This is a genomic window from Mesobacillus jeotgali, from assembly GCF_031759225.1.
GTDB lineage: Bacteria > Bacillota > Bacilli > Bacillales > Cytobacillaceae > Mesobacillus > Mesobacillus jeotgali_B.
The window spans coordinates 1,612,655-1,634,450 of record NZ_CP134494.1 but is presented as its reverse complement, the minus strand read 5'-3'; the positions used below and the strand labels follow the sequence as shown (position 1 = coordinate 1,634,450).

Sequence of the window (21,796 nt, the reverse complement as noted above, 5' to 3'; positions counted from 1 at the left end):
TGTTCAATCATCTTTTTTCGTAAACTTTCCTGAAGGCTAGTTTAGCAAACTTTGTTACTTTCACAAGGCTTCATCAGGCAACGACTCCCAAGGATGATCATTACATCAGGATATAAGGGTTAAGGTCAACGGAAATCTGCAATTTCCCTGTTCCCGTTTCCTGCTGATAATGATCAAGTATTGTTTTGAGAGCATTTTTAAGTTCTGGTTCCTTTTTGTATTTTATCAGACATTGGTATCGATATCTATCGTTGATCCGCGGGATGGGAGACGCTACAGGCCCCAATACGACTGCTTCCTTTGTAAGCCTTGATGAAATGAATTTTGCAATCTTCTCAGTAACGGATACAACCTTCATCAATTCTTCATGGCTGACTGTTACCAGGGAAAGATAGTAAAATGGCGGGTACTGATGGACCTTGCGAATCAGCATCTCCTGCTGATAAAAGCGGTCATAGTCCTGCGTTCCGGCAAGCTCGACACTGTAATGCTCCGGAGTATAAGTCTGGATCACGACCTCTCCGGGAAGTTTATGCCTTCCTGCCCTACCGCTGACCTGGGTCAAAAGCTGGAAAGTTTTTTCCGATGACCGGAAATCCGGCAGGTTCAGCATTGTGTCAGCTGACAGGACACCTACTAAAGTGATGTTTGGAAAATCCAAGCCTTTCGCAATCATTTGAGTTCCGAGCAAGATGTCTGCCTTGCCTTCCTGAAATGCAGTAAGAAGCTTTTCATGCGCACCTTTCCTGCCCGTTGTGTCAACATCCATCCTGATAATCCTCGCTTCAGGAATCAGTTTGACCAATTCTTCCTCAACCTTCTGCGTCCCTGTCCCGAAATAGCGGATGTGTTCACTATTGCATTCAGGACAAATGGTCGGCACCCGGTCTTCATGTCCACAATAATGGCATTTCATCTGCTCATTGTATCTATGGTATGTGAGGGTGATATCGCAATGAGGGCAATTCATGACATAACCGCAATCACGGCACATCACAAACGACGAATGTCCTCGTTTATTTAAAAACAGGACGGTCTGCTCTTTTTTCTCGAGCCTGTCTTTTATCTTTTCAAAAAGTTTAACCGAAAACATCGAACGGTTTCCTGTTCGCAATTCCTCTCGCATATCGACAATTTCAACTGTTGGAAGGTCCTGATTGTTCATCCGCTTTGGCAGAGAGAGCAAAGTATAACGCCCTTTTTGCGCCCTGGCAAATGATTCAAGCGATGGTGTGGCACTTCCGAGGACAACCGGACAAGCATTTGTTTTTGCCCGCTGGATGGCCACGTCCCTTGCATGGTATCTTGGGTTCTCCTCCTGCTTGTAGCTCGTTTCATGTTCTTCATCAATGATGATGATGCCGATATTCTCAAATGGAGCAAAAATCGCTGACCTGGCTCCTACCACCACTTTTACTTCCTTGCGCTGGATTTTCCGCCATTCATCATATTTCTCTCCTGCAGAAAGGCCGCTATGCATGACAGCCACCAAATCACCGAACCGCTCCTTGAAGCGAGTGACCATTTGCGGTGTCAATGAGATTTCCGGTACGAGCACAATCGCTTCTTTCCCTTTGCTCAGTACCTCCTGGATAGACTGCAAGTAGATTTCAGTCTTACCGCTGCCAGTGACCCCATATAACAAAAACACTTCATGCAGATCCTTTTCAATGGATGAGAGGATTGGAGCAATAGCTTGTTCCTGCTCATTTGTCAGTTCGAGAGCAATTTTCCGTTTAAATTCCCGCTCTGAATATGGATCTCTGTAAACCTCCAGCTCTTCAACCTTCAGTATGTCTTTCTTAACAAGTGAATTTATTGATGCCTGGGAGATTCCTAGAGTGGAAAGAATCAGCCTTTGTTCAACAGGCTCCGGGTGTTCAAGAAAGAAATCAAGTACAGCTTGTTGTCCCGAGGCTTGAGGTGAAAGTTTATCCCTTGCCTCAGCCAGCTGCTCAGGACCAACATTCGGGGCAACATGCTTGAGCTTCTTTTTTCGTACTCTGTCCTTCACCTGATAAACAACATCAACCCTGCCGGATGCCGCTTCCTTCTGCAGTTGCTGGACAAGCCCTCTGGATACAGCATCCTCCCATTTAACTTCACTGTTCCCCGCGAATAACACTCTTAAATCTTCAGGGAGGTCGCTAACTTCAGCACCTTTCGCAAGGACAATCTTCTTTTCATACTTAGCCTTCAATGCTGCCGGCAGCATTGCCTGGTAAGAAGATATTTTATAGCTTAATGTATGTTCAGTCAGCCAGTCCCCCAGCTCGAGAAGCTCTTCATTCAGCACTGGTGTCAAATCAAGTGGTTCGATTATTGCCCGCAGCTTTGAAAAGCTGGATTCGTCCTTCAGTTCCCTGACAAACCCCTGGATTTTCCTTGGACCAAACGGAACGATGACCCTTGTCCCTGGCTTGATCACATCCTGGAATTTATCTGGAATTTTATAGTCAAAGGTTTTGTCAGTTTGCTTCGCAGGCACATCGACAATAACACTTGCTATATTCATAAGCTTTCATCCTTTTTAAAACACTGGACAACTTCAGCAAGGATATTGCGGGCTACCTCCGACTTGGACATCAAAGGCAGGTTAATGGCTGTACCATCTTTTTTATAAATGGTAACGATATTCGTATCTGCACCAAAACCGGCACCTTCCTGCTTGACGTTATTCGCCACAATCATGTCTGCATTTTTCCTGGAAAGCTTGCCCTTCGCATGAATTTCAATATCATTGGTTTCTGCTGCAAAACCCACCATAACCTGGCCGTTTTTCTTTTGGCCAAGCTCAAACAAGATATCCCGCGTTCTTTCTAGCTCAAGAGCCTGGTCGCCTTCTTTTTTCTTCATTTTCTCTTCATATATATATTTCGGACGGTAATCAGCCACGGCTGCGGTACCAATCATGATATCTGCTTCATCAAAATGTTCAAGGGCGGCCTGGTACATATCCTCTGCACTTTCTACTTTGAACAATTCTGCTCCCTTTGGTGGTTCCAGATTGACCGGACCCGAAACAAGGATCACTCTTGCCCCCATTTTCACAGCTTCCCCAGCGATTGCGTATCCCATCTTTCCAGTTGAATGGTTCGTGAGGAAACGGACAGGATCGATTTTTTCCCTTGTAGGGCCTGCAGTAATCAAGACCGTTCTACCAGCTAGTTCGCCGCCATTTTTGGTGAAAAATTGGCTGGCAAGCTCAACGATTGTCTCTGGTTCTTCAAGACGGCCCTTACCTGTGTATCCACATGCCAAATACCCTTCTCCGGGTTCAATGAATTCATAACCAAAGCTTTTTAAAGTCTCCATGTTTTTCTGGACCGCCGGATGCTGGTACATATGTACATTCATCGCCGGAGCTACCCACACTGGGGCGGTAGCGGCAAGAAGTGTAGTGGAGATCATATTGTCAGCAATCCCATTTGCAAGTTTTCCGATGATATTGGCAGTTGCCGGTGCAACAATAATCAAGTCAGCCCAATCAGCTAAATGGATATGAGCAATATTTTCCGGATTTTTCTCGTCGAATGTATCTGTATAAACTTCACTTCTGGACAATGCCTGAAAAGTGAGCGGAGTAACGAATTTAGCTGCAGAATCACTTAGGATCACCTTCACTTCAGCGCCTGCCTGCGTCAACTTGCTCGTCAGCGCAGCACCCTTATACACAGCGATCCCACCAGTCACGCACAATAGAATTTTTTTACCGTTCAGCATGTCAGAGAACCCCCATTTTACAACAAACTATCATTATGATTGAACTATAACATTTTTTCACAGATTAAGCATGAAATAGACAAGATAGCTAGCTCTTTAAGACCTAAACAAAAAAATAACAACCCAATAAATAGGTTGTTATCGTGGTATTATTCGTTGATATTTAACTCTTCATGGCTTCCAGCAGTCTTAAAATGAAGCTTTTCAGCGTTGATTTCTTCAAGCGCCTTGCCAACGAACTTGTGGGAAACATACTTATCTAATTTAGCATCCATATGGACCTGCATGCTGCGTGCGCGCTTAGCGGCAACCGAAACAAGTGAATATTTTGAATCAATTTTTGTCATTAAAGAGTCAATAGAAGGATTAAGCATTTATTCTACCTCCAGCATTTTTTTATATCGATGTTGAACTCGTTCCCTGCGGCAGTGCTCCGCAACGACGATTGACTTAACTCGGTCCGCTGCGTTTTCAACATGGTCGTTTTCAACAACATAATCATATAATTCCATCATTTCTAGTTCTTCTCTGGCAGCTTTCATTCTGCCTTTGATGATTTCTTCCGTTTCTGTGCCTCGTGTCACGATCCGGTTTTCAAGCTCGGAAAGGCTTGGCGGCGCAAGGAAGATGAAAAGCCCCTCCGGAAATTTCTTTCTTACCTGGCTTGCTCCCTGAACTTCAATTTCAAGGAAAACATCCCTTCCAGCATCAAGCGTTTCGCGGACATACTCGACTGGGGTTCCATAGTAATTGCCAACAAACTCAGCATACTCCAGCAACTGGTCTTGTCTGATCATCTCTTCAAACTCTTCCCTCGTTTTGAAGAAATAATCCACTCCATTTTGTTCCCCTTCACGAGGCAGCCTTGTTGTCGCGGATACGGAATATTCAAAAGCTGTATCATGCTGGGAGAATAATTCTTTCCGGACGGTTCCTTTGCCAACTCCTGATGGTCCTGAAAGAACGATTAACAATCCTTTTTCCTGCATTAAAAAGTCCTACCCTTCATCGATAATATCATCACGGTCATTCAGGCGGTGCGCTACCGTTTCTGGCTGTACCGCAGAGAGAATGACATGGTCGCTGTCCATGACGATGACAGCCCTCGTCCTTCTTCCATATGTCGCATCTATTAATGACCCACGGTCGCGAGCGTCCTGGATGATCCGTTTAATAGGAGCTGATTCAGGACTTACGATCGAAATGATCCTGTTAGCTGAAACAATGTTGCCGAAGCCTATATTTATAAGCTTAATTGCCATGATGGTCCCCCAATCATCAGTTATTTATTTTGGCCTTTCCAGACCCTTTCTAAACGCTACTCTATATTTTGTACTTGTTCCTTAACCTTTTCAAGGAGACTTTTCATCTCGACAACTTCCCTGGCTATTCTAGAATCGTTTGCCTTAGAACCGATCGTGTTGACTTCGCGATTCATTTCCTGCAGCAGGAAGTCGAGTTTCCGGCCAAGAGGATGATCGCCCTTCAATATGTCCTTGAATTGACTGACGTGACTTTCAAGCCTGGCAATTTCTTCACTGATATCTGCTTTATCAGCAAAAAAGGCAACCTCGGTGAAAATCCTGTCCTCATCTGCCTGGTTTTCCATCAATTCAGCCATTTTCTTATGAAGTCTGTCCCTGTACTGTATGATAACATCTGGCGCAAGCTTGCTTACACTCGAAATGTTTTCTTTTAGCTGCAGGATATGCTGCAATATATCCTTTTCAAGAGCTGACCCTTCAAGCTTGCGCATTTGGAGCAGTTGTTTGCCTGCATCCTCGACGGCAGAAAGGACGAGAAGTTCCAGTTCTTCATTTTCAGCTTCTGTTTCCTCAACTTGGATGATTTCTTCCCTGCTGACAATGTCCCGGAGCTCAATATCCCCAGTTATGCTGTACCTGAGCTTGATTTCAGTTATGTGGTGGACTAATTCATCCAGGGCTTCCCAGTCAATATGTACTCTGCGGCTTACTATGCCTTCGCCCTCCAAAGTTACAAATACTTCAACTCTCCCTCTTTTTATGTGTTCGCCGAGTTTCTTTTTTATTTTTTCTTCTGTTTTCAGGAGCTGCCTCGGCATGCGAATATGAAATTCGCAGAAACGATGATTAACCGTTTTAACCTCGACTGTGACACTGAACCGCTCTGATTCCGCCCTGCTCCTTCCAAACCCAGTCATACTGACGACCATTCCAGACACATCCATTCTTTCAAAAAAGTCGAGCTTTCCTGTAGACCCGTGGAACAGGCTTGTTGTTGTTTATGTAATCTCTAAATTCATGATGATCGAATCAGTCCCTATACCCGAATGAAATGGGATTACAGGACATATCAAAATTCATATAAATAATACCTCAATGGATAAAAAACCATGAAGAGTCTAAGTAAAAAAAAGAAAGGCAATAGAGCCTTCTCTATTACCTAACGGATTATATCATATTTCTCTTTGTTTTTCTTACAAAAAATGTTCCTGCAAGCAAAAATGTTGGAACTGCCGATAAGCCGATGATTAATAACCAATCAGTCGCCAGTATTGGAACTGTGTGGAATATCGGCTGTAATACTGGTGAATAGATTACAACAAGGACCATGACCAATGATGAAATGACAGCCCAAACTAAATATTTGTTTTCAAATGGATTGCGGGCGAAGATCGATTTTTCGCTTCGACAGTCGAATACGTGGATCAGCTGCGCCATAACGAGTGTAGTAAACGCTATCGTCTGTGCATAAACCAGGTTATCAGGATTTCTATTATACACAATCATGAACGCAAATAATGTCACCAGCCCAATCAGGAAACCTCTTGAGACGACTTTCCAGCCTAATCCTCGGGCGAATACTCCTTCCTTTGGATGGCGTGGTGCACGTTTCATCACATTCTCCTCCGGCTGGTCCAGTCCCAATGCCATCGCAGGCAGTCCATCTGTCACAAGGTTCACCCACAGGATTTGTATCGGCACTAATGGGAGCGGCAAGCCAAGGATCATCGCGAATAGCATGACCAAGATCTCTCCCACATTGGACGCAAGGAGGTACCTGATGAACTTCCTGATATTTTCATAGATGTTCCGGCCCTCTTTAATGGCTGCTTTTATCGTTGCGAAGTTATCATCCAGGAGTACGAGTGAAGAGGCTTCTTTTGCTACATCTGTACCTGTTATCCCCATCGCGACCCCTATATCCGCAGCTTTAATGGCTGGCGCATCATTGACGCCATCACCTGTCATCGCAACGATGTGTCCTCTATTTTGCAATGCCTTGACAATCTTAAGTTTATGCTCAGGCGAAACCCTTGCAAAAACCGAGACGTCGTCGACGATATCCTCGAGTTCTGATACGGACATTTCTGATAATGCCTTACCATCCAGAACTTTGCTGTCCTTCGTTAATATACCTAACTGACTGGCAATCGCCTTCGCGGTGATGACATGGTCACCAGTGATCATCACTGTTTTTATTCCTGCATCGCGGCATTCTTTTACAGCTGTTTTCACTTCAGGACGCGGCGGGTCGATCATCCCTTGTAATCCGATGAAAACCAGGTCCTTTTCGGCTTCATTTTCATGGAGCACTACAGTGTTTTGCGGAATTGGCTTGAAGGCAATTGCAATCGTACGTAATGCATTGCCAGCCAGTTCATCAATAGCCCCCTGGACTTTAGCAGTCAAGTCTTTTGTCAGGCGCTGTTGTCTTTCGTCCCACAGAATCGAATCACTCAATCCAATCAGGACATCCGGAGCACCTTTTACAACGGCGAATTTCCGGCCCGTTTTATCTTTTACGATCATACTCATCATTTTCCGCTGGGAATCAAATGGGAACTCGTTCACAATTTCAAATTGTTCCAGCAGGGTTTCCCTCCTGTAACCTGCTTTCATCGCGGCAACCAGCAGCGCTCCTTCAGTAGGGTCACCGTCAATTGTGTACTCACCATCTTTATCCACCATTTCTGCGTGATTGCAGAGCATACCGAACGTCAGCAGCTGCTGCAATGATTTCTCACTGTGCGGATCAATGCTTTTGTCTCTGTGGAAGAACAATCCTGTCGGCGAGTATCCTACTCCATCGACAGTCCAGGTTTTATTCCCGCTCCACAAATGGGTAACGGTCATTTTGTTTTGTGTCATCGTTCCCGTTTTGTCAGAACAAATGACAGATGCACATCCCAGAGTCTCCACTGCCGGAAGCTTCCTGACGATTGCATTCTTCCTGATCATTCTCTGGACACCAAGCGATAACGCAACAGTAACGATTGCCGGCAGTCCTTCAGGAATGGCTGCTACCGCCAAACTGACACCTGCCAGGAACATCGTATATAGGTCATGCCCTTGAAGCACACCAATTCCTACTACCAATAAGGTTAAGAAAAGTGCAGCAGTAATCAGGATTTTCCCTAATTGTTCAAGCCTGCGCTGAAGTGGTGTTTCCTGGGCTTCAGCCGTTTGCAGCAGGTCAGCAATCTGGCCCATTGCGGTTTTCATTCCTGTTGCCACAACCACACCAGTTCCGCTTCCCCTGGTGATCATCGTGCCCATGAACGCCATATTTTCCATATCACCCAGTCCCGGGTTAGGTATCCTCAAAGGACTTGTGTTTTTTTGCACCGGAACAGATTCACCCGTTAAAGCTGACTCTTCAATTTCCAGGCTTCTTGACTCAATCAAACGAATATCCGCACCAATTCTGTCCCCACTTGTGAATTTAAGGATGTCACCAGGCACGACTTCTTTTGAAGGAATCTTTGTCCACTCACCATCCCGCAATGCATGGACTTGCGGTGCAGAAAGCTCTTTGAGGGCATCAAGTGATTTTTCTGCCTTCCTTTCCTGGAAAAATCCCAGGATACCATTTACGAGAACAATGGCTATGATGGCAATCGCATCAACTATTTCGCCAAGCAAGCCTGAAATCAACGTCGCTGCAAGCAGCACCAGTACCATGAAATCCTTGAACTGGCTGAAAAATAATAACAGGGCCGATTGTTTCTCCCCCTCGGCCAATGCATTATATCCATGCTGTTCACGTCTGCGTTTTACTTCCTTTTCATCCAATCCTTCTGTAAAATCGGTTCTTAAGGCACTAACTATTTCATTTTCATTCATCTCATGGAACTTCATGGGGCCATCACACTTCCTCCTTGTTTGTCCTACTCTAAAGAAAGCTTATTCAGCCCTGTCCAAAAAAATGATAAGATGTTAGATATAAAAGCGGAAGCGCCTTGGTCTGCCCCGACAAGGTTTTAGATAAATAGAAAAGGATGTATTTCTTATGTCATTTGACGGATTGTTTACAAGAGCCATAACAAACGAACTTTCTTCCCTACTTAAAGGGGGACGAATTAATAAAATTCATCAGCCGTATAAAAATGAAATTATCCTGGCTGTGAGGGCAAACGGTGTTAACCATAAGCTGCTTTTGTCTGCTCACCCGAGCTACGCCAGAGTCCAACTCACAAACGAGCAATATGATAACCCTAATGAACCGCCAATGTTCTGCATGCTCCTGCGCAAGCATCTTGAAGGTTTCATTATCGAAGACATCAAACAGGCCGGCCTTGATCGGATGATCATTTTTGAAGTGAAAGGCCGAAATGAGATCGGCGATATATCCTATAAACAATTGATTGTTGAAATCATGGGACGCCACAGCAACATCATCATCGTCGATCAAAACAGGAATATGATTCTCGATAGCATCAAGCATGTTTCATTTGCCGTAAATACACACAGGGCCATTATGCCCGGGCAAGAGTATGTCATGCCCCCTCAGCAGGAAAAAATGAATCCTTTCGAGGCACAGGAAGAAGATGTTTTAAGGTTGATTGATTTTAATGCAGGCAAAATCGATAAGCAGCTAGTTGCAAATTTTGCTGGGGTTTCGCCTGTATTGGCGAGGGAAATCGTCTTTAAAGCAGGTCTTGCCAACCGAACGACCATTCCAAATGCGTTTATTTCAATGATGAATGAGCTCAAGGAACATCACTACAAACCTTCCATTACCAATGGCAGCAATAAAGAGGCTTTTTACCTATTTCCACTTGAGCATTTGAAGGGAGAAACGAAGTCCTTTGATTCTCTGAGCAGCCTTCTCGATCGCTTTTATTTCGGAAAGGCAGAACGCGACAGGGTCAAGCAGCAGGGAAATGATCTTGAGCGGCTGATTGCAAATGAAAAGGAAAAAAATGAGAAGAAGATCAAGAAGCTCGAGATGACACTTGAAGATGCGAAAAAGGCTGAGGAGTATCAATTATATGGAGAGCTGCTTACCGCCAACATCTTTATGGCCAAAAAAGGCATGAAGGAAATCACCGTTGTAAATTATTATGATGAAAATGGAGCTTCAATCAGTATACCGCTGGAGCCGCGGAAAACACCGTCGGAAAATGCCCAAAGATACTTCACCAAATATCAGAAGGCAAAGAACTCTGTGAATATTGTTAAAGAACAAATTGAAATAGCAAAAGCTGAAGTTTCCTATTTCGACTCTCTACTGCAGCAAGTGGAGGCGGCTTCTCCAAAGGATATTGAAGAAATAAGGGAAGAATTGATTGAGGGTGGATATATCAGGGCCCGGCAGAAAAAAGGCAATAAGAACAAGCCAAACTTAAAGCCGCTGCTTGAAAAATACCAATCCTCTGATGATACCGAAATACTCGTCGGAAAAAATAATAAACAAAATGATTACTTAACAAACAAGGTCGCGGCACGCGATGAAATATGGCTCCACACAAAAGATATCCCGGGATCGCATGTGGTTATCCGCAGTAAAGAGCCATCCGAAGAAACGATTTTCGAAGCTGCACAGATTGCAGCCTATTTCAGCAAAGCCCGGAATTCCAGCTCTGTCCCTGTCGACTTCACCAAAGTGCGCCATGTGAAGAAACCAGCCGGGGCAAAACCTGGTTTCGTCATTTATGAACAACAGCAGACCGTATACGTTACGCCGGATGAGGATTTGATCCTGAAATTGAAACAGTAAAAAGTAAAACCCGCTAGTTATTATCTGGCGGGTTTTACTTTTTATTCCGTGCCTGTTATTATCCTTTGCAGTCAGGCAACCGCTTCTTTTTTCTTTTTATATTGTTTTACGAAGCCGAGGACCGCAGGTATCAATGCCGCTGAGGAGACCATTATCAGCGTAAGAGATAAATTCTCTTCTACCCATGAAATATTTCCAAGGATGAATCCCGCAGTAAGCCAAAAAAATGTCCAGAGTAATCCTCCTAAAAGATTGTAGCCTAGAAATGTTTTGTATTCGTATCCAGTGAATCCTGATACAAAAGGTAAGGATGTTCTCATGAGCGGCACAAACCTTGAAGCAGTAATGGCTGTCCTTCCATAATCAGATAAAAAGTCTTTTGCCCTGCCAATTGATCTACTAGGCATAAAACGGTATAGGAAATAGTTATCTGAATTTAGCTTGCCAAGCTGCCTGCCAATGAAATAATTCTGGCTGTCACCTAATATAGTTGCAGCTGCAAATAGCATAAACAAGCTTTTGATATCTAAATCTCCAATTGCCGCGAGGGTTCCGCTCGCAAAGACCATTGAATCCCCTGGTAAAAATGTCAGGATTACAAAAGCCGTCTTAAAATAAACGATCAAAAATAACATTATATAAATTGCTGCCCCATATTCATCAATATAGTAATGGAGACTACTATCTATGTTTTTCAGCAGCTGAATGATCTGTTCCATATGATTTCCCCCTACTATATTATCATCATGAAAAGTAAAAACTGTCTAAACCCGTAAAGGACGGAAAATAAGAAAAGCTTATATTTATATTGAAACATATTTATAGGTTAGTTTACCAAATGGTTTCCCTTAAATATCTTTGCTTTCACTAAAATAGGAAAAGCGCATCCTTATGTGGATACGCTTCAGTAAAATTCTATTCTTCATTTGATGTAACATAACCGCTTACGGCTTGTTCCAAATCTTCTTCCTGGTCTGTATAAAAGTGTAAATTCCCGAGTCCCCACTTACTGTCTTGATAGCCAAACCACAGGGACACATCCTTGATGAGTGTTTCCTTCTCATCGCTTTTCACCACTAAATCAACCGTCCCTATCGGATATGTATCATCGAGTTCCACACTCAGATTTTTGTAGTCGACGATATAAGTGCCCTTCTCCTTTAAAGACCTGACCCGTTCACTCCAAATTCCTTTTGCTTCTTCATATGGGATCGTTGGGGCTAAATCCGATGCCTCATCATAAAAATGGATCCCATCAAATGCAGTTTCATAATTTTGTTCTATTAAATTTTCCAATACATGTTTTGCCGCCTTTTTACTTTGCAGCATGTCGGCAAAACCAGGAAGAATAAATGCACTTAAAAGACTAAATCCTGCCATGATCGCTATAATACCAAATATTTTCTTCATATTTCGCACCTCGTTATTATCAGAAAATTCCATCGGTTAATTTTAGCATATTCTGCAGGTATTTAACCATATTTTTCTAAAAAATCAAAATGCAGCCAATTAGGCTGCATATGATCATACTTTTTTAGCTGCTCTCCATTCAGATGGATCCTTCCGCCATTCTGAGAGACTATCAAGATTATTCTTTGTAATTAATCCTTTTTCTTCAGCCAAGCTTGCTAGAGTTGTAAAGTCAGTGAGAGAATAAGAGGAGATATTTGCAGAGCCAAGCTGCTGCTTCCCTTTTTCCAATTCATATGTAAAAATCGAGACAACCCCTAATACGTCGCATCCAGCTTCTTGCAATGCCGCGACGGCCTCTATGACGCTGCCTCCAGTTGAGATTAAATCTTCAACAACGACGACCTTCTGTCCTTGTGTCACTTTTCCTTCAATTTGATTCCCTTTTCCATGTCCTTTTGCTTTTGAGCGGACATAGCTCATCGGCAAATCAAGAAGTTCACTGACCCAGGCAGCATGAGGTATTCCGGCTGTAGCCGTTCCCGCGATCATCTCAACATTCGGAAAATGCTCAACAATCAAGGTTTTCAGTCCTTCAGCAACCCTTCTGCGAATAGAAGGATAAGACAGCGTGAGTCGGTTATCGCAGTAGATCGGTGACTTCATTCCCGAAGACCATGTAAATGGATTGTCAGGCTGAAGGCTAACGGCTTCGATTTCCAGCAATGCTTCTGCTATTTCTCTTTTCATTGATAAACACCCTTCCATTCATTTTTTATCTTCAGGTAGCTTTCAAACGGATTTAGAGCACGGGTAATTGGCCTGCCGACGACGATCGCTGATATCCCTTGTTCTCGTGCAAATTCAGGCGTTGCCGCACGCTTCTGGTCCTGCGAACTGCTGTCCGCCGGGCGGATACCCGGTGTTACGGTCAAGAATTCTGTACCCAATTGGCTGTGAATGAACCTTCCTTCATGAGGGGAACAGACAACTCCATCCAGACCAGACTTTTTCGCTAATGCCGCATAATTCATTACCGACTCTTGTAACGTCACACTGACCAGCTGTTCAGAATTGACCTGGATTTCTGATGTACTTGTCAGTTGAGTGACTGCAATGCAAGCTGGACGCTTAAACCCTGCAGGAGTACCTGCATCAAGTCCTTCGATTGCTGCTGCCATCATTTCCGAACCTCCTGCGGCATGGACATTGACTAAGTCACACCCCGAACCAGCGAGTACCTTCATCGCACTTTTTACAGTATTAGGGATGTCATGGAGTTTCAGGTCAAGGAAGATTTTATGATTCTGCTTCTTTAACTCATCAATGATTGACGGCCCCTCGGCATAAAAAAGCTCCATTCCAACCTTCACAAAAAGCTGTTCATTTCCAAATGGTTCAAGGAACTCAAGCACCTGTCCCTTATTCGGGAAATCAAGGGCGATAATAAGCGAGTCTTTCATTCTTCTTCCAGCTCCTTCCGGTTAATTCTGAAATATGCTCTGCACCAAGCTTGGCAAGATATTCAGGCAATTCTTCAATGATTTTCGGGCATACAAAAGGGTCCACAAAATTCTGGGTTCCCACAGCTGCCGCACTGGCTCCGGCAAGGAAAAACTCAATGACATCTTCCGCTGACTGTATTCCTCCCATTCCAATGATTGGGATCGATACGTGCTGGCTGACTTCATAGATCATCCTGATGGCAACAGGCTTCACGGAAGGCCCTGACAAGCCGCCGGTTTTATTCGCAAGGATTGGCTGACCTGTTGCCAGTTCAATCCTCATGCCCAGCAATGTGTTGATCATTGTGATTCCGTCCGCTCCTCCATCCTCAACAGCCCTGGCGATTTTGACAATGTCAGATACATTCGGAGAAAGCTTCACATATACTGGCACTTCAGATACTTCTTTTACCTTTCGGGTCAGCGCCTTTGCCATTTCCGGGTCCGTGCCGAATGCGATTCCGCCAGTCTTGACATTTGGACAGGAAATGTTCAATTCAAGAGCATTGACATTCGGAGCCTTGGATAATTGTTCTGCAACCTTTACATAATCATCTTCTGTCGAACCAGCAATGTTCGCAATGATAGGCACATCAAATTGGTCAAGCCATGGAAGTTCTTCAGTAAGTACCTTTTCGAGTCCGGGATTCTGCAGTCCGATGGCGTTGAGCATCCCTCCTGGAGTCTCGGCAACCCTAGGTGTCGGATTTCCGAATCGAGGTTCCGGCGTCGTAGCTTTTACCATGATTGCTCCTAAGAGACTCAAGTCGTACAATTGGCTGAACTCCCTGCCGAAACCGAAGCAGCCTGAAGCAGGCATGACTGGATTTTTCAGGTTCAACCCTGGCAGCTGAATCGATAGCGAACTCATATGACAACCTCCCCTGCTTGAAAAACTGGTCCATCGCTGCAGACCTTTTTATAGGTATATCCCTGTGGATCTTCCTTTGTATGGCAGACACATGCGAAGCAAGCACCAATTCCGCATCCCATCCGCTCTTCAAGTGATAAATAGGTTTTTCGTGCATCATTCCTGTTTTCGATTGCCCTCAACATCGGTGTCGGGCCACAAGCAAAAACAAAGTCTGCCTCGAGAGCTAATCCATCGAGAACATCGGTGACAAACCCTTTTTTTCCATATGATCCATCCACAGTGGCCACATAGACTTCCCCAAATTCAGCCAGCTCTTTTTCGTAAAATACATCATGAGCTGACTGGAATCCGATAATGGTCATAACATTCGCTCCTTTACGGGCCAGCTGCTTAGCCAGCTCATACATGGGAGGAACACCAACACCGCCGCCGACAAGGATAGCTGTCTGTCCCGGTTTTGCTTCATCCACTGGGAAACCATTGCCTAAGGGTCCTAGTACATCAACTGTCATGCCTGTCGACTTACCGGCTAGCAGGGAGGTTCCTTTTCCCTGCCTGCGGTAAACAATCGTGAACGAGCCCTCATTGATTGAAGCGATACTGATCGGCCTGCGCAAAAGCGGGTCAAAACCATCTGCCACCTTTACATGGACGAATTGTCCGGCTTGTTTCATTTCAGCGGAAAGCTCACCAACGAGAACCATTTCAAAGATGTTTTTGGCAATCTGTTTATTGCTCACTATTTTGCAGTTTTCCTGCCTGATCATATGGTAACACCCTCTCTTGCTGGCTCCATCGGCTTTAGGGCATCTGCTGAAAATGTCATAGATTCAATGACTCTTAAAATCGCTTTCGCTGTATCCAGTGATGTCAGGCATGGTACACCATTTTCAACAGATTCACGGCGGATCCTGAATCCATCACGTTCAGGCTGCTTGCCTTTTGTCAGCGTATTGATGACCATCTGCGCCTCACCCCTGCGGATCACATCAATCAGGTTCGGTCCGTCAGCGCCAATTTTTCCGACTGTCTTCACCTTTATGCCGGCATTCTCTAGATATTTCGCTGTCCCCTCTGTGGCCATCAGTTGATAGCCAATGCCCGAGAACCTCTTCGCCAGCGCCAGGGCTTCTTCTTTATCCTTATCTGCTACTGTGAGCAGTACTGTGCCGAACTCCCTGAACTTCATACCAGCTGCAACCATTCCTTTGTACAAGGCTTTTTCCAGAGTGGTATCTTTGCCCATAACTTCCCCGGTAGACTTCATTTCGGGTCCGAGTGTGATGTCAACCCTGCGTAATTTTTCGAAAGAGAACACCGGTACCTTCACATAAACTCCATCCTGCTCATGAACAACTCCTGTTTCGTAGCCTTGTTCTGGCAGGCTCTGGCCAAGAATGACCTTGGTAGCAATCTTTGCCATCGGAACATTCGTGATTTTGCTCAAGAATGGTACCGTACGGCTGGAGCGCGGGTTGACTTCGAGCACATAGACTTCTTCATTAGCAATGACATATTGAATATTCAGCAGCCCGACAATGTTCAATCCCCTGGCAAGATCGATCGTATAGTTTACCAGCTTTTGTTTGACTTCCTCGCTGAGGCTTTGAGGCGGGTAGACACCGATTGAGTCGCCAGAATGGACGCCAGCTCTTTCGATATGCTCCATGATTCCCGGAATCAATACGTTCTCACCATCGGAAATCGCATCGACCTCCACTTCTTTTCCAGTCAGATAACGGTCGATCAGCACAGGATATTCTGGATTGACTTTCACTGCGTTTTTCATATAGTGCAGGAGCTCTTCTTCTTTATAGACAATCTCCATCGCCCTTCCTCCGAGTACGTAGGATGGACGTACAAGGACTGGGTAACCGATTTCCGTTGCAATCAACGCAGCTTCTTCGACTGATTTCGCGGTACTTCCCTTTGGAAGCGGGATCTGGAGGTCGGATAATGCATGCTCAAACTTATCTCGGTCCTCAGCCCGATCCAGGTCCTCAAGGCTTGTTCCGAGTATTTCCACTCCCCTGTCTACAAGCTTTGAAGCCAGGTTTATCGCAGTTTGCCCGCCGAATTGAACAACTGCTCCAACTGGTTTTTCGAGATTGATAATGTTCATGACATCCTCGATGGTTAATGGTTCAAAGTACAATTTATCCGAGATGCTGAAATCGGTAGAGACCGTTTCAGGATTATTGTTGACGATGATGGCCTCGTAACCCGCTTCCTTGATGGCTTTGACGGAGTGAACAGTTGCGTAATCGAATTCAATTCCCTGTCCGATCCTGATTGGTCCAGAACCAAGTACAATGACGCTTTTCCTTTCTGTCACTGCTGATTCATTTTCTTCTTCATATGTGCTATAGAAGTATGGAGTTTCTGATTCGAACTCAGCGGCACAAGTATCGACCATTTTAAATACCGGAGTCAGGTTTTGCTCAAGTCGCCACTGATATACTTCCTGTTCTTCCACATTCCACAGATCGGCAATGACCTTATCGGAAAATCCTTTGCGTTTTGCTGATCTGGCTGTTTCAAAGTCAAACTTCTTGTCAGCAAGCTCTTGCTCAAAAGCTATCAATCTCTCTAATTTATGAAGGAAGAATAAATCAATTTTGCTCCAGCTATGGAGAGTTTCAATCGTAATGCCTCTCCTGATTGCCTCTGCAAGGTAAAATAATCTTTCGTCTCCTGCCTTGCGGATTCTCTTTTCGAGCAATTCATTGCTGATTTCACTTTGATTATTCAAAGAAAGGTGGATCACGTCAGCTTCTAAAGATCGGATCGCTTTTAACAGTGATTCTTCAAAAGTGCGCCCAATTGCCATAACTTCACCAGTTGCTTTCATCTGAGTTCCAAGTGTCCGGTTTGCCGATTCGAATTTATCAAATGGCCAGCGTGGGATTTTGGTTACGACATAATCCAGCGCAGGTTCAAAGCAGGCATATGTTTTGCCTGTTACAGGATTCAGCATTTCATCAAGCGTCAATCCTACAGCAATTTTCGCTGCAAGCTTAGCAATTGGATAGCCTGTCGCTTTCGATGCCAGAGCAGACGAGCGGCTGACCCGAGGATTCACTTCGATGACATAATAGTTAAAGCTGTCAGGGTCGAGTGCCAGCTGGACATTGCAGCCACCTTCGATTTTAAGGGCCCTGATGATTTTCAAGCTGGCATTCCTAAGCAGCTGGTACTCGCGGTCGCTCAATGTCTGGCTTGGTGCCACTACAATGGAATCTCCTGTGTGGACACCAACTGGATCAAAGTTTTCCATATTGCAGACAACAATGGCATTGTCATTGCTGTCACGCATTACTTCATATTCGATTTCCTTGAAACCGGCAATACTTTTTTCGAGCAAGCATTGTCCTACCGGGCTGTTTTTAATCCCGCTAGTCACAATTTCAATCAATTCTTTTTCATTGCTGCAGATGCCCCCGCCTGTTCCTCCCATCGTAAAAGCTGGGCGGACAATCACTGGATATCCAACTCTCTCAACAAAGGTGTAGGCTTCATTAAGGTTGTGGATGATGTCACTGTCTGGTACCGGCTGTCCTAACTCGTTCATCAGGCTCCTGAACAGCTCCCTGTCTTCTGCCTGGTTGATCGCTTCAAGTTTCGTGCCGAGAATTTCCACGTCGCATTCTTCCAGTACGCCGGCTTTCGCTAGTTCCACAGCCAGGTTTAAACCTGTTTGTCCCCCAAGTGTCGGCAGGATTGCATCTGGGCGCTCCTTGCGGATGATCCTTGCCACAAATTCAAGAGTAAGAGGCTCTATGTATACCACATCTGCGATTTCCGTGTCAGTCATGATAGTTGCAGGATTCGAGTTGACGAGGATTACCTTATAACCTTCTTCACGCAATGCGATACAAGCCTGTGTTCCTGCATAATCGAATTCTGCTGCCTGGCCGATGATGATCGGGCCTGACCCAATAACTAAAATACTGTGAACATCTTTACGCTTTGGCATATGTGACATCCTCCTTTTTTTCTGCTTCAACTAGCTCGATGAATTGGTTGAATAGTCCGTTCGCATCCTCCGGTCCTGGTGACGCTTCAGGGTGATATTGGACTGTGAATGCTGCCGCGGTCTTATGGGCAAGCCCCTCAACAGTTCCATCGTTCAAAGCTATATGCGTAACCTCAAGCTCTGTTCCTGTGACAGAGTCTTCTTTAACGGTATATCCATGGTTCTGGGACGTCAGTGCTACCTTCCCTGTTCGTAAATCCTTTACAGGATGGTTCGAACCGCGATGACCGAACTTCATTTTCTCTGTATCTGCTCCGCAGGCTAGCGCGAACAACTGATGGCCGAGACAGATTCCGAACATAGGAACCTTACCCAGCAACCCCTTGATCATTTCAACTGCTTCTGGCACATCCTTCGGGTCCCCAGGTCCATTTGACAGCATGATGCCATCCGGACTAAGACTTTGAATCTCGTCGGCAGTCGTATTAAAAGGGACTACAACCACATCACAATTACGATCATTCAACTCTCGCAAAATGCCGTGCTTCAAGCCGAAGTCGACCAGGACCACCCTGTGGCCGCGGCCAGGACTCGGATAAGCTGTCTTCGTTGATACTTGCTTCACCTGATCATTTGCCAGGCTTTTGTTCTTTAATGTGGCAATGACTTCATCAGGCTTTTCATCCAACCCGCAGATGGATCCTTTCAATGTCCCATGCTGGCGAATGATCTTTGTCAACTTTCTGGTATCGATCCCGGCAATGCCAGGAATGTTTTTCATTTTAAGGTAAGCGTCCAGAGGAAGTTCAGAGCGCCAATTGGATGGAAAGTCAGCATTTTCCCTTACGACAAGACCACGGACAGCCGGACTGATCGATTCAAAATCATCCCGGTTGATTCCATAATTTCCAATCAGGGGATAGGTAAGAGTCACAATCTGTCCGCAGTATGATGGGTCTGACAGGATTTCCTGGTAGCCTGTCATTCCTGTGTTAAACACCACTTCCCCAATCGTCGCCTCTTCACTCCCAAAGCCTTCTCCAATAAAAACCGTGCCATCTTCCAAGATCAACTGCTTTTTCATGCGGTCACAACTCCCTTTTCCCAGACTATTTTTCCTTCAGCGATCGTTAGTACTGGCCATCCTTGGCAGGTCCAGCCAGCGAATGGTGTATTTTTTCCTTTCGATAAAAATTCATCTGGATTGATTTCTTTTTCTTCATCAAGATCAATCAATACGATATCTGCTGGTGACCCTGCCTTCAGCTCACCATAAGGCAGTCCGAATGCTCTCGCGGGTTTGACAGTCAAAGATTCAATCAATTGCTTTAAGGTAATGACATTTGTTTTGACCATATGTGTATACAAGAGAGGAAATGCTGTTTCCAGCCCGACAATCCCAAAAGGAGCAAGTTGAATTCCTTCTGCTTTTTCCTCAATTGTATGAGGGGCGTGGTCGGTGGCGATAAAATCGATGGTCCCGTCCAGCAGCCCTTGTATCAATGCCTCCTGGTCTGCCTTGCTCCTCAGAGGCGGATTCATCTTGTAGTTGGCATCATTGCCGGTAATGTCATCTTCATTTAAAAGCAGATGATGCGGTGTTACCTCTGCCGTAACCTTTATGCCATACTTCTTCGCATCGCGAACTGCCCTGACCGATTCTTTCGTGCTGATATGGCAGACGTGGTAATGGCAGCCTGCCTCTTCGGCAAGTAAAATGTCCCTTGCTATATGTACTGATTCGCACACTGACGGGATACCGTTGATGCCCAGTTCAGCGGCTTTCCTTCCTTCATGAAGTGAGCCCTTATTGATCAATGTATTGTCTTCGCAATGTGCAACGATAGCCATATCGAGTTTTGCTGCCCTTTTCATTGCCTCAAGCATCATTCCTGCAGATTGGACACCCACACCATCATCCGTCAGTGCGAAAGCTCCGGCTTCTTTTAGTCCTGCGAAATCAGTCAGCTCCTGGCCAAGCTCCCTGACTGTGATCGATGCATAGGGCAAAACTCTTGCGGAAGCTGTTTGCTTTATTTTTTCCTGAAGCCATTCCATCTGTTCTTTTGAATCAGGAACAGGCCTCGTATTCGGCATTGCAGCAACAGTTGTGAATCCTCCTCTTGCAGCCGCCAGTGTACCAGTAGCAATCGTTTCTTTCTTTTCACCGCCCGGTTCACGAAGGTGGACATGCAGGTCTACAAACCCCGGTGCAACCAGCTTGCCGCCAGCGTCAATGATTTGTTCAGCTTCAGTAGATAAACAAGATTCGATCTTGGTAATTTTTCCGTCCTCTATTAAAATATCTTTTACTTCAGTTCCTGCTTCAGTAAGCAATCTGCCATTTTTGATCAACATTGTCATTTTTCATTCCTCCATTCCTATTTTCAAGAGCTCTTTTCAACACTGCCATCCTGATGTACACGCCATTTTCCATTTGCTTAAAAATCCTTGATTTCGGACTTTCAACCAATTCATCTGCGATTTCCACTCCGCGATTGACTGGTGCCGGATGAAGGATGATGCTGTCTTTTTTCATCATCTTTTCTCTTTCAATAGTTAAACCATAGTTCCGGTGGTATTCATTTTTATCAAATAGCAGCTTGCCGTCATGCCGTTCATGCTGGACTCTCAGCAACATGACCACATCCGCCAACAGAATCGCCTCGTCTACTGACATATAGGAGCAGCCATGTGGAAGCTGGTTTTGGTCCACCCAGTCCTCAGGACCTGAAAAAACAACCTTTGCTCCGAGCCTTACAAGTGCGTCTGCATTAGACCTTGCAACGCGGCTATGGAGGATATCACCGATGATCGTGACCGTAAGCCCTTTGAAGCTTCCGTATTCTTGCTGTATTGTCATCAAGTCAAGCAAGGATTGGGTAGGATGATGGCCCTTCCCATCGCCGGCATTGATGATTGGAATCGAAATCCCATTTTCAAGTTCAGAGAAATAATTGTCCGCACTATGCCTGATCACCACTGAGTCGGCGCCGATTGCTTCAAGTGTTTTGACGGTGTCATACAATGTTTCTCCTTTGAGGACACTTGACGTCTGGACCTCAAATGGAATCACCTCAAGTCCCAGCTTGCGTTCAGCCACCTCAAAGCTAGATTTTGTCCTGGTGCTTGGTTCGTAAAATAAGTTGCTGATAAACAACTTTTTATCAGGCTGCCAGGTCTTCCCGCTGGAAAATTCACTAGCAGACAATATGATTTCATTTATCTCTTTTGTACTGAGTTGTGATGTTGTCAGTAAATCCCATTTCATGTCAAGTTCCCTCCTTTTTTCAAGAAAAAAGCACCCTGTTTTATGTTCAACAG

General features: G+C 45.0%; 18 protein-coding genes. 1 reads left to right on the top strand and 17 read right to left on the bottom strand.

Going from position 1 to position 21,796, the window contains the following annotated elements; translation table 11 throughout:
- Positions 1 to 100 precede the first annotated feature (100 nt).
- From priA to RH061_RS08035, 7 genes are all read right to left on the bottom strand, one after another.
- Entirely contained in the window at positions 101 to 2,515 is a 2,415-nt protein-coding gene (gene priA, locus RH061_RS08065; protein ID WP_311075236.1) for a primosomal protein N', read from the bottom strand.
- Positions 2,512 to 3,723 carry a bifunctional phosphopantothenoylcysteine decarboxylase/phosphopantothenate--cysteine ligase CoaBC gene (gene coaBC, locus RH061_RS08060; protein ID WP_311075235.1) on the bottom strand — a complete coding sequence of 404 codons (1,212 nt, stop codon included), beginning with the start codon at positions 3,721 to 3,723 and terminating at the stop codon, positions 2,512 to 2,514. Before coaBC ends, priA begins: the two co-directional genes overlap by 4 nt.
- A 149-nt stretch (positions 3,724 to 3,872) precedes the next feature.
- Positions 3,873 to 4,097, bottom strand: a complete 225-nt coding sequence (rpoZ, locus tag RH061_RS08055) for a DNA-directed RNA polymerase subunit omega (protein ID WP_041965989.1) — start codon at positions 4,095 to 4,097, stop codon at positions 3,873 to 3,875.
- On the bottom strand, positions 4,098 to 4,712 hold the full coding sequence (gene gmk, locus RH061_RS08050) for a guanylate kinase (RefSeq protein ID WP_311075233.1): 615 nt from the start codon (positions 4,710 to 4,712) through the stop codon (positions 4,098 to 4,100). It abuts the gene before it with no gap.
- Between the two features lie 9 nt (positions 4,713 to 4,721).
- Entirely contained in the window at positions 4,722 to 4,985 is a 264-nt protein-coding gene (gene remA, locus RH061_RS08045) for an extracellular matrix/biofilm regulator RemA (protein WP_023614949.1), read from the bottom strand.
- A 56-nt stretch (positions 4,986 to 5,041) separates the two neighbouring features.
- Positions 5,042 to 5,917, bottom strand: coding sequence for a YicC/YloC family endoribonuclease (locus tag RH061_RS08040; protein WP_311075231.1), 876 nt, complete (start codon positions 5,915 to 5,917; stop codon positions 5,042 to 5,044).
- Between the two features lie 238 nt (positions 5,918 to 6,155).
- Entirely contained in the window at positions 6,156 to 8,846 is a 2,691-nt protein-coding gene (locus RH061_RS08035; RefSeq protein WP_311075230.1) for a calcium-translocating P-type ATPase, SERCA-type, read from the bottom strand.
- 151 nt (positions 8,847 to 8,997) lie between these two features.
- Between RH061_RS08035 and RH061_RS08030 the strand changes: the two genes are divergently transcribed.
- On the top strand, positions 8,998 to 10,707 hold the full coding sequence (locus RH061_RS08030) for an Rqc2 family fibronectin-binding protein (RefSeq protein ID WP_311075229.1): 1,710 nt from the start codon (positions 8,998 to 9,000) through the stop codon (positions 10,705 to 10,707).
- 71 nt (positions 10,708 to 10,778) lie between these two features.
- Here the strand turns inward: RH061_RS08030 and RH061_RS08025 are convergent, their stop codons facing one another.
- The 10 genes from RH061_RS08025 to RH061_RS07980 form a co-directional block, all read right to left on the bottom strand.
- Complete coding sequence (locus tag RH061_RS08025; protein ID WP_311075228.1) at positions 10,779 to 11,426, bottom strand: VTT domain-containing protein; 648 nt, start codon at positions 11,424 to 11,426, stop codon at positions 10,779 to 10,781.
- 196 nt (positions 11,427 to 11,622) lie between these two features.
- The gene (locus RH061_RS08020) at positions 11,623 to 12,117 is read right to left on the bottom strand and encodes a hypothetical protein (RefSeq protein ID WP_311075227.1); all 495 of its coding nucleotides are present in this window, start codon (positions 12,115 to 12,117) and stop codon (positions 11,623 to 11,625) included.
- A 114-nt stretch (positions 12,118 to 12,231) separates the two neighbouring features.
- On the bottom strand, positions 12,232 to 12,867 hold the full coding sequence (pyrE, locus tag RH061_RS08015; protein WP_311075226.1) for an orotate phosphoribosyltransferase: 636 nt from the start codon (positions 12,865 to 12,867) through the stop codon (positions 12,232 to 12,234).
- Positions 12,864 to 13,580, bottom strand: a complete 717-nt coding sequence (pyrF, locus tag RH061_RS08010; protein WP_311075225.1) for an orotidine-5'-phosphate decarboxylase — start codon at positions 13,578 to 13,580, stop codon at positions 12,864 to 12,866. Before pyrF ends, pyrE begins: the two co-directional genes overlap by 4 nt.
- The gene (locus tag RH061_RS08005) at positions 13,552 to 14,493 is read right to left on the bottom strand and encodes a dihydroorotate dehydrogenase (protein WP_311075224.1); all 942 of its coding nucleotides are present in this window, start codon (positions 14,491 to 14,493) and stop codon (positions 13,552 to 13,554) included. Before RH061_RS08005 ends, pyrF begins: the two co-directional genes overlap by 29 nt.
- Positions 14,490 to 15,263: a dihydroorotate dehydrogenase electron transfer subunit gene (locus RH061_RS08000; protein ID WP_311075223.1), complete on the bottom strand. Its 774-nt coding sequence runs from the start codon at positions 15,261 to 15,263 to the stop codon at positions 14,490 to 14,492. Before RH061_RS08000 ends, RH061_RS08005 begins: the two co-directional genes overlap by 4 nt.
- Entirely contained in the window at positions 15,260 to 18,472 is a 3,213-nt protein-coding gene (gene carB / locus RH061_RS07995; protein ID WP_311075221.1) for a carbamoyl-phosphate synthase large subunit, read from the bottom strand. The genes RH061_RS08000 and carB overlap by 4 nt, the downstream gene beginning before the upstream one ends.
- Complete coding sequence (locus tag RH061_RS07990; RefSeq protein WP_311075219.1) at positions 18,459 to 19,556, bottom strand: carbamoyl phosphate synthase small subunit; 1,098 nt, start codon at positions 19,554 to 19,556, stop codon at positions 18,459 to 18,461. Before RH061_RS07990 ends, carB begins: the two co-directional genes overlap by 14 nt.
- Complete coding sequence (locus tag RH061_RS07985) at positions 19,553 to 20,836, bottom strand: dihydroorotase (RefSeq protein WP_311075218.1); 1,284 nt, start codon at positions 20,834 to 20,836, stop codon at positions 19,553 to 19,555. The genes RH061_RS07990 and RH061_RS07985 overlap by 4 nt, the downstream gene beginning before the upstream one ends.
- The gene (locus tag RH061_RS07980; RefSeq protein WP_311075216.1) at positions 20,799 to 21,743 is read right to left on the bottom strand and encodes an aspartate carbamoyltransferase catalytic subunit; all 945 of its coding nucleotides are present in this window, start codon (positions 21,741 to 21,743) and stop codon (positions 20,799 to 20,801) included. Before RH061_RS07980 ends, RH061_RS07985 begins: the two co-directional genes overlap by 38 nt.
- Positions 21,744 to 21,796: the final 53 nt, after the last annotated feature.

Excerpts from the sequence above, each read along its gene's own strand:
- priA (WP_311075236.1), bottom strand. The coding sequence starts at position 2,515 with ATGAATATAGCAAGTGTTATTGTCGATGTGCCTGCGAAGCAAACTGAC.
- coaBC (WP_311075235.1), bottom strand. The coding sequence starts at position 3,723 with ATGCTGAACGGTAAAAAAATTCTATTGTGCGTGACTGGTGGGATCGCT.
- rpoZ (WP_041965989.1), bottom strand. The coding sequence starts at position 4,097 with ATGCTTAATCCTTCTATTGACTCTTTAATGACAAAAATTGATTCAAAA.
- gmk (WP_311075233.1), bottom strand. The coding sequence starts at position 4,712 with ATGCAGGAAAAAGGATTGTTAATCGTTCTTTCAGGACCATCAGGAGTT.
- remA (WP_023614949.1), bottom strand. The coding sequence starts at position 4,985 with ATGGCAATTAAGCTTATAAATATAGGCTTCGGCAACATTGTTTCAGCT.
- RH061_RS08040 (WP_311075231.1), bottom strand. The coding sequence starts at position 5,917 with ATGGTCGTCAGTATGACTGGGTTTGGAAGGAGCAGGGCGGAATCAGAG.
- RH061_RS08035 (WP_311075230.1), bottom strand. The coding sequence starts at position 8,846 with ATGAAGTTCCATGAGATGAATGAAAATGAAATAGTTAGTGCCTTAAGA.
- RH061_RS08030 (WP_311075229.1), top strand. The coding sequence starts at position 8,998 with ATGTCATTTGACGGATTGTTTACAAGAGCCATAACAAACGAACTTTCT.
- RH061_RS08025 (WP_311075228.1), bottom strand. The coding sequence starts at position 11,426 with ATGGAACAGATCATTCAGCTGCTGAAAAACATAGATAGTAGTCTCCAT.
- RH061_RS08020 (WP_311075227.1), bottom strand. The coding sequence starts at position 12,117 with ATGAAGAAAATATTTGGTATTATAGCGATCATGGCAGGATTTAGTCTT.
- pyrE (WP_311075226.1), bottom strand. The coding sequence starts at position 12,867 with ATGAAAAGAGAAATAGCAGAAGCATTGCTGGAAATCGAAGCCGTTAGC.
- pyrF (WP_311075225.1), bottom strand. The coding sequence starts at position 13,580 with ATGAAAGACTCGCTTATTATCGCCCTTGATTTCCCGAATAAGGGACAG.
- RH061_RS08005 (WP_311075224.1), bottom strand. The coding sequence starts at position 14,493 with ATGAGTTCGCTATCGATTCAGCTGCCAGGGTTGAACCTGAAAAATCCA.
- RH061_RS08000 (WP_311075223.1), bottom strand. The coding sequence starts at position 15,263 with ATGATCAGGCAGGAAAACTGCAAAATAGTGAGCAATAAACAGATTGCC.
- carB (WP_311075221.1), bottom strand. The coding sequence starts at position 18,472 with ATGCCAAAGCGTAAAGATGTTCACAGTATTTTAGTTATTGGGTCAGGC.
- RH061_RS07990 (WP_311075219.1), bottom strand. The coding sequence starts at position 19,556 with ATGAAAAAGCAGTTGATCTTGGAAGATGGCACGGTTTTTATTGGAGAA.
- RH061_RS07985 (WP_311075218.1), bottom strand. The coding sequence starts at position 20,836 with ATGACAATGTTGATCAAAAATGGCAGATTGCTTACTGAAGCAGGAACT.
- RH061_RS07980 (WP_311075216.1), bottom strand. The coding sequence starts at position 21,743 with ATGAAATGGGATTTACTGACAACATCACAACTCAGTACAAAAGAGATA.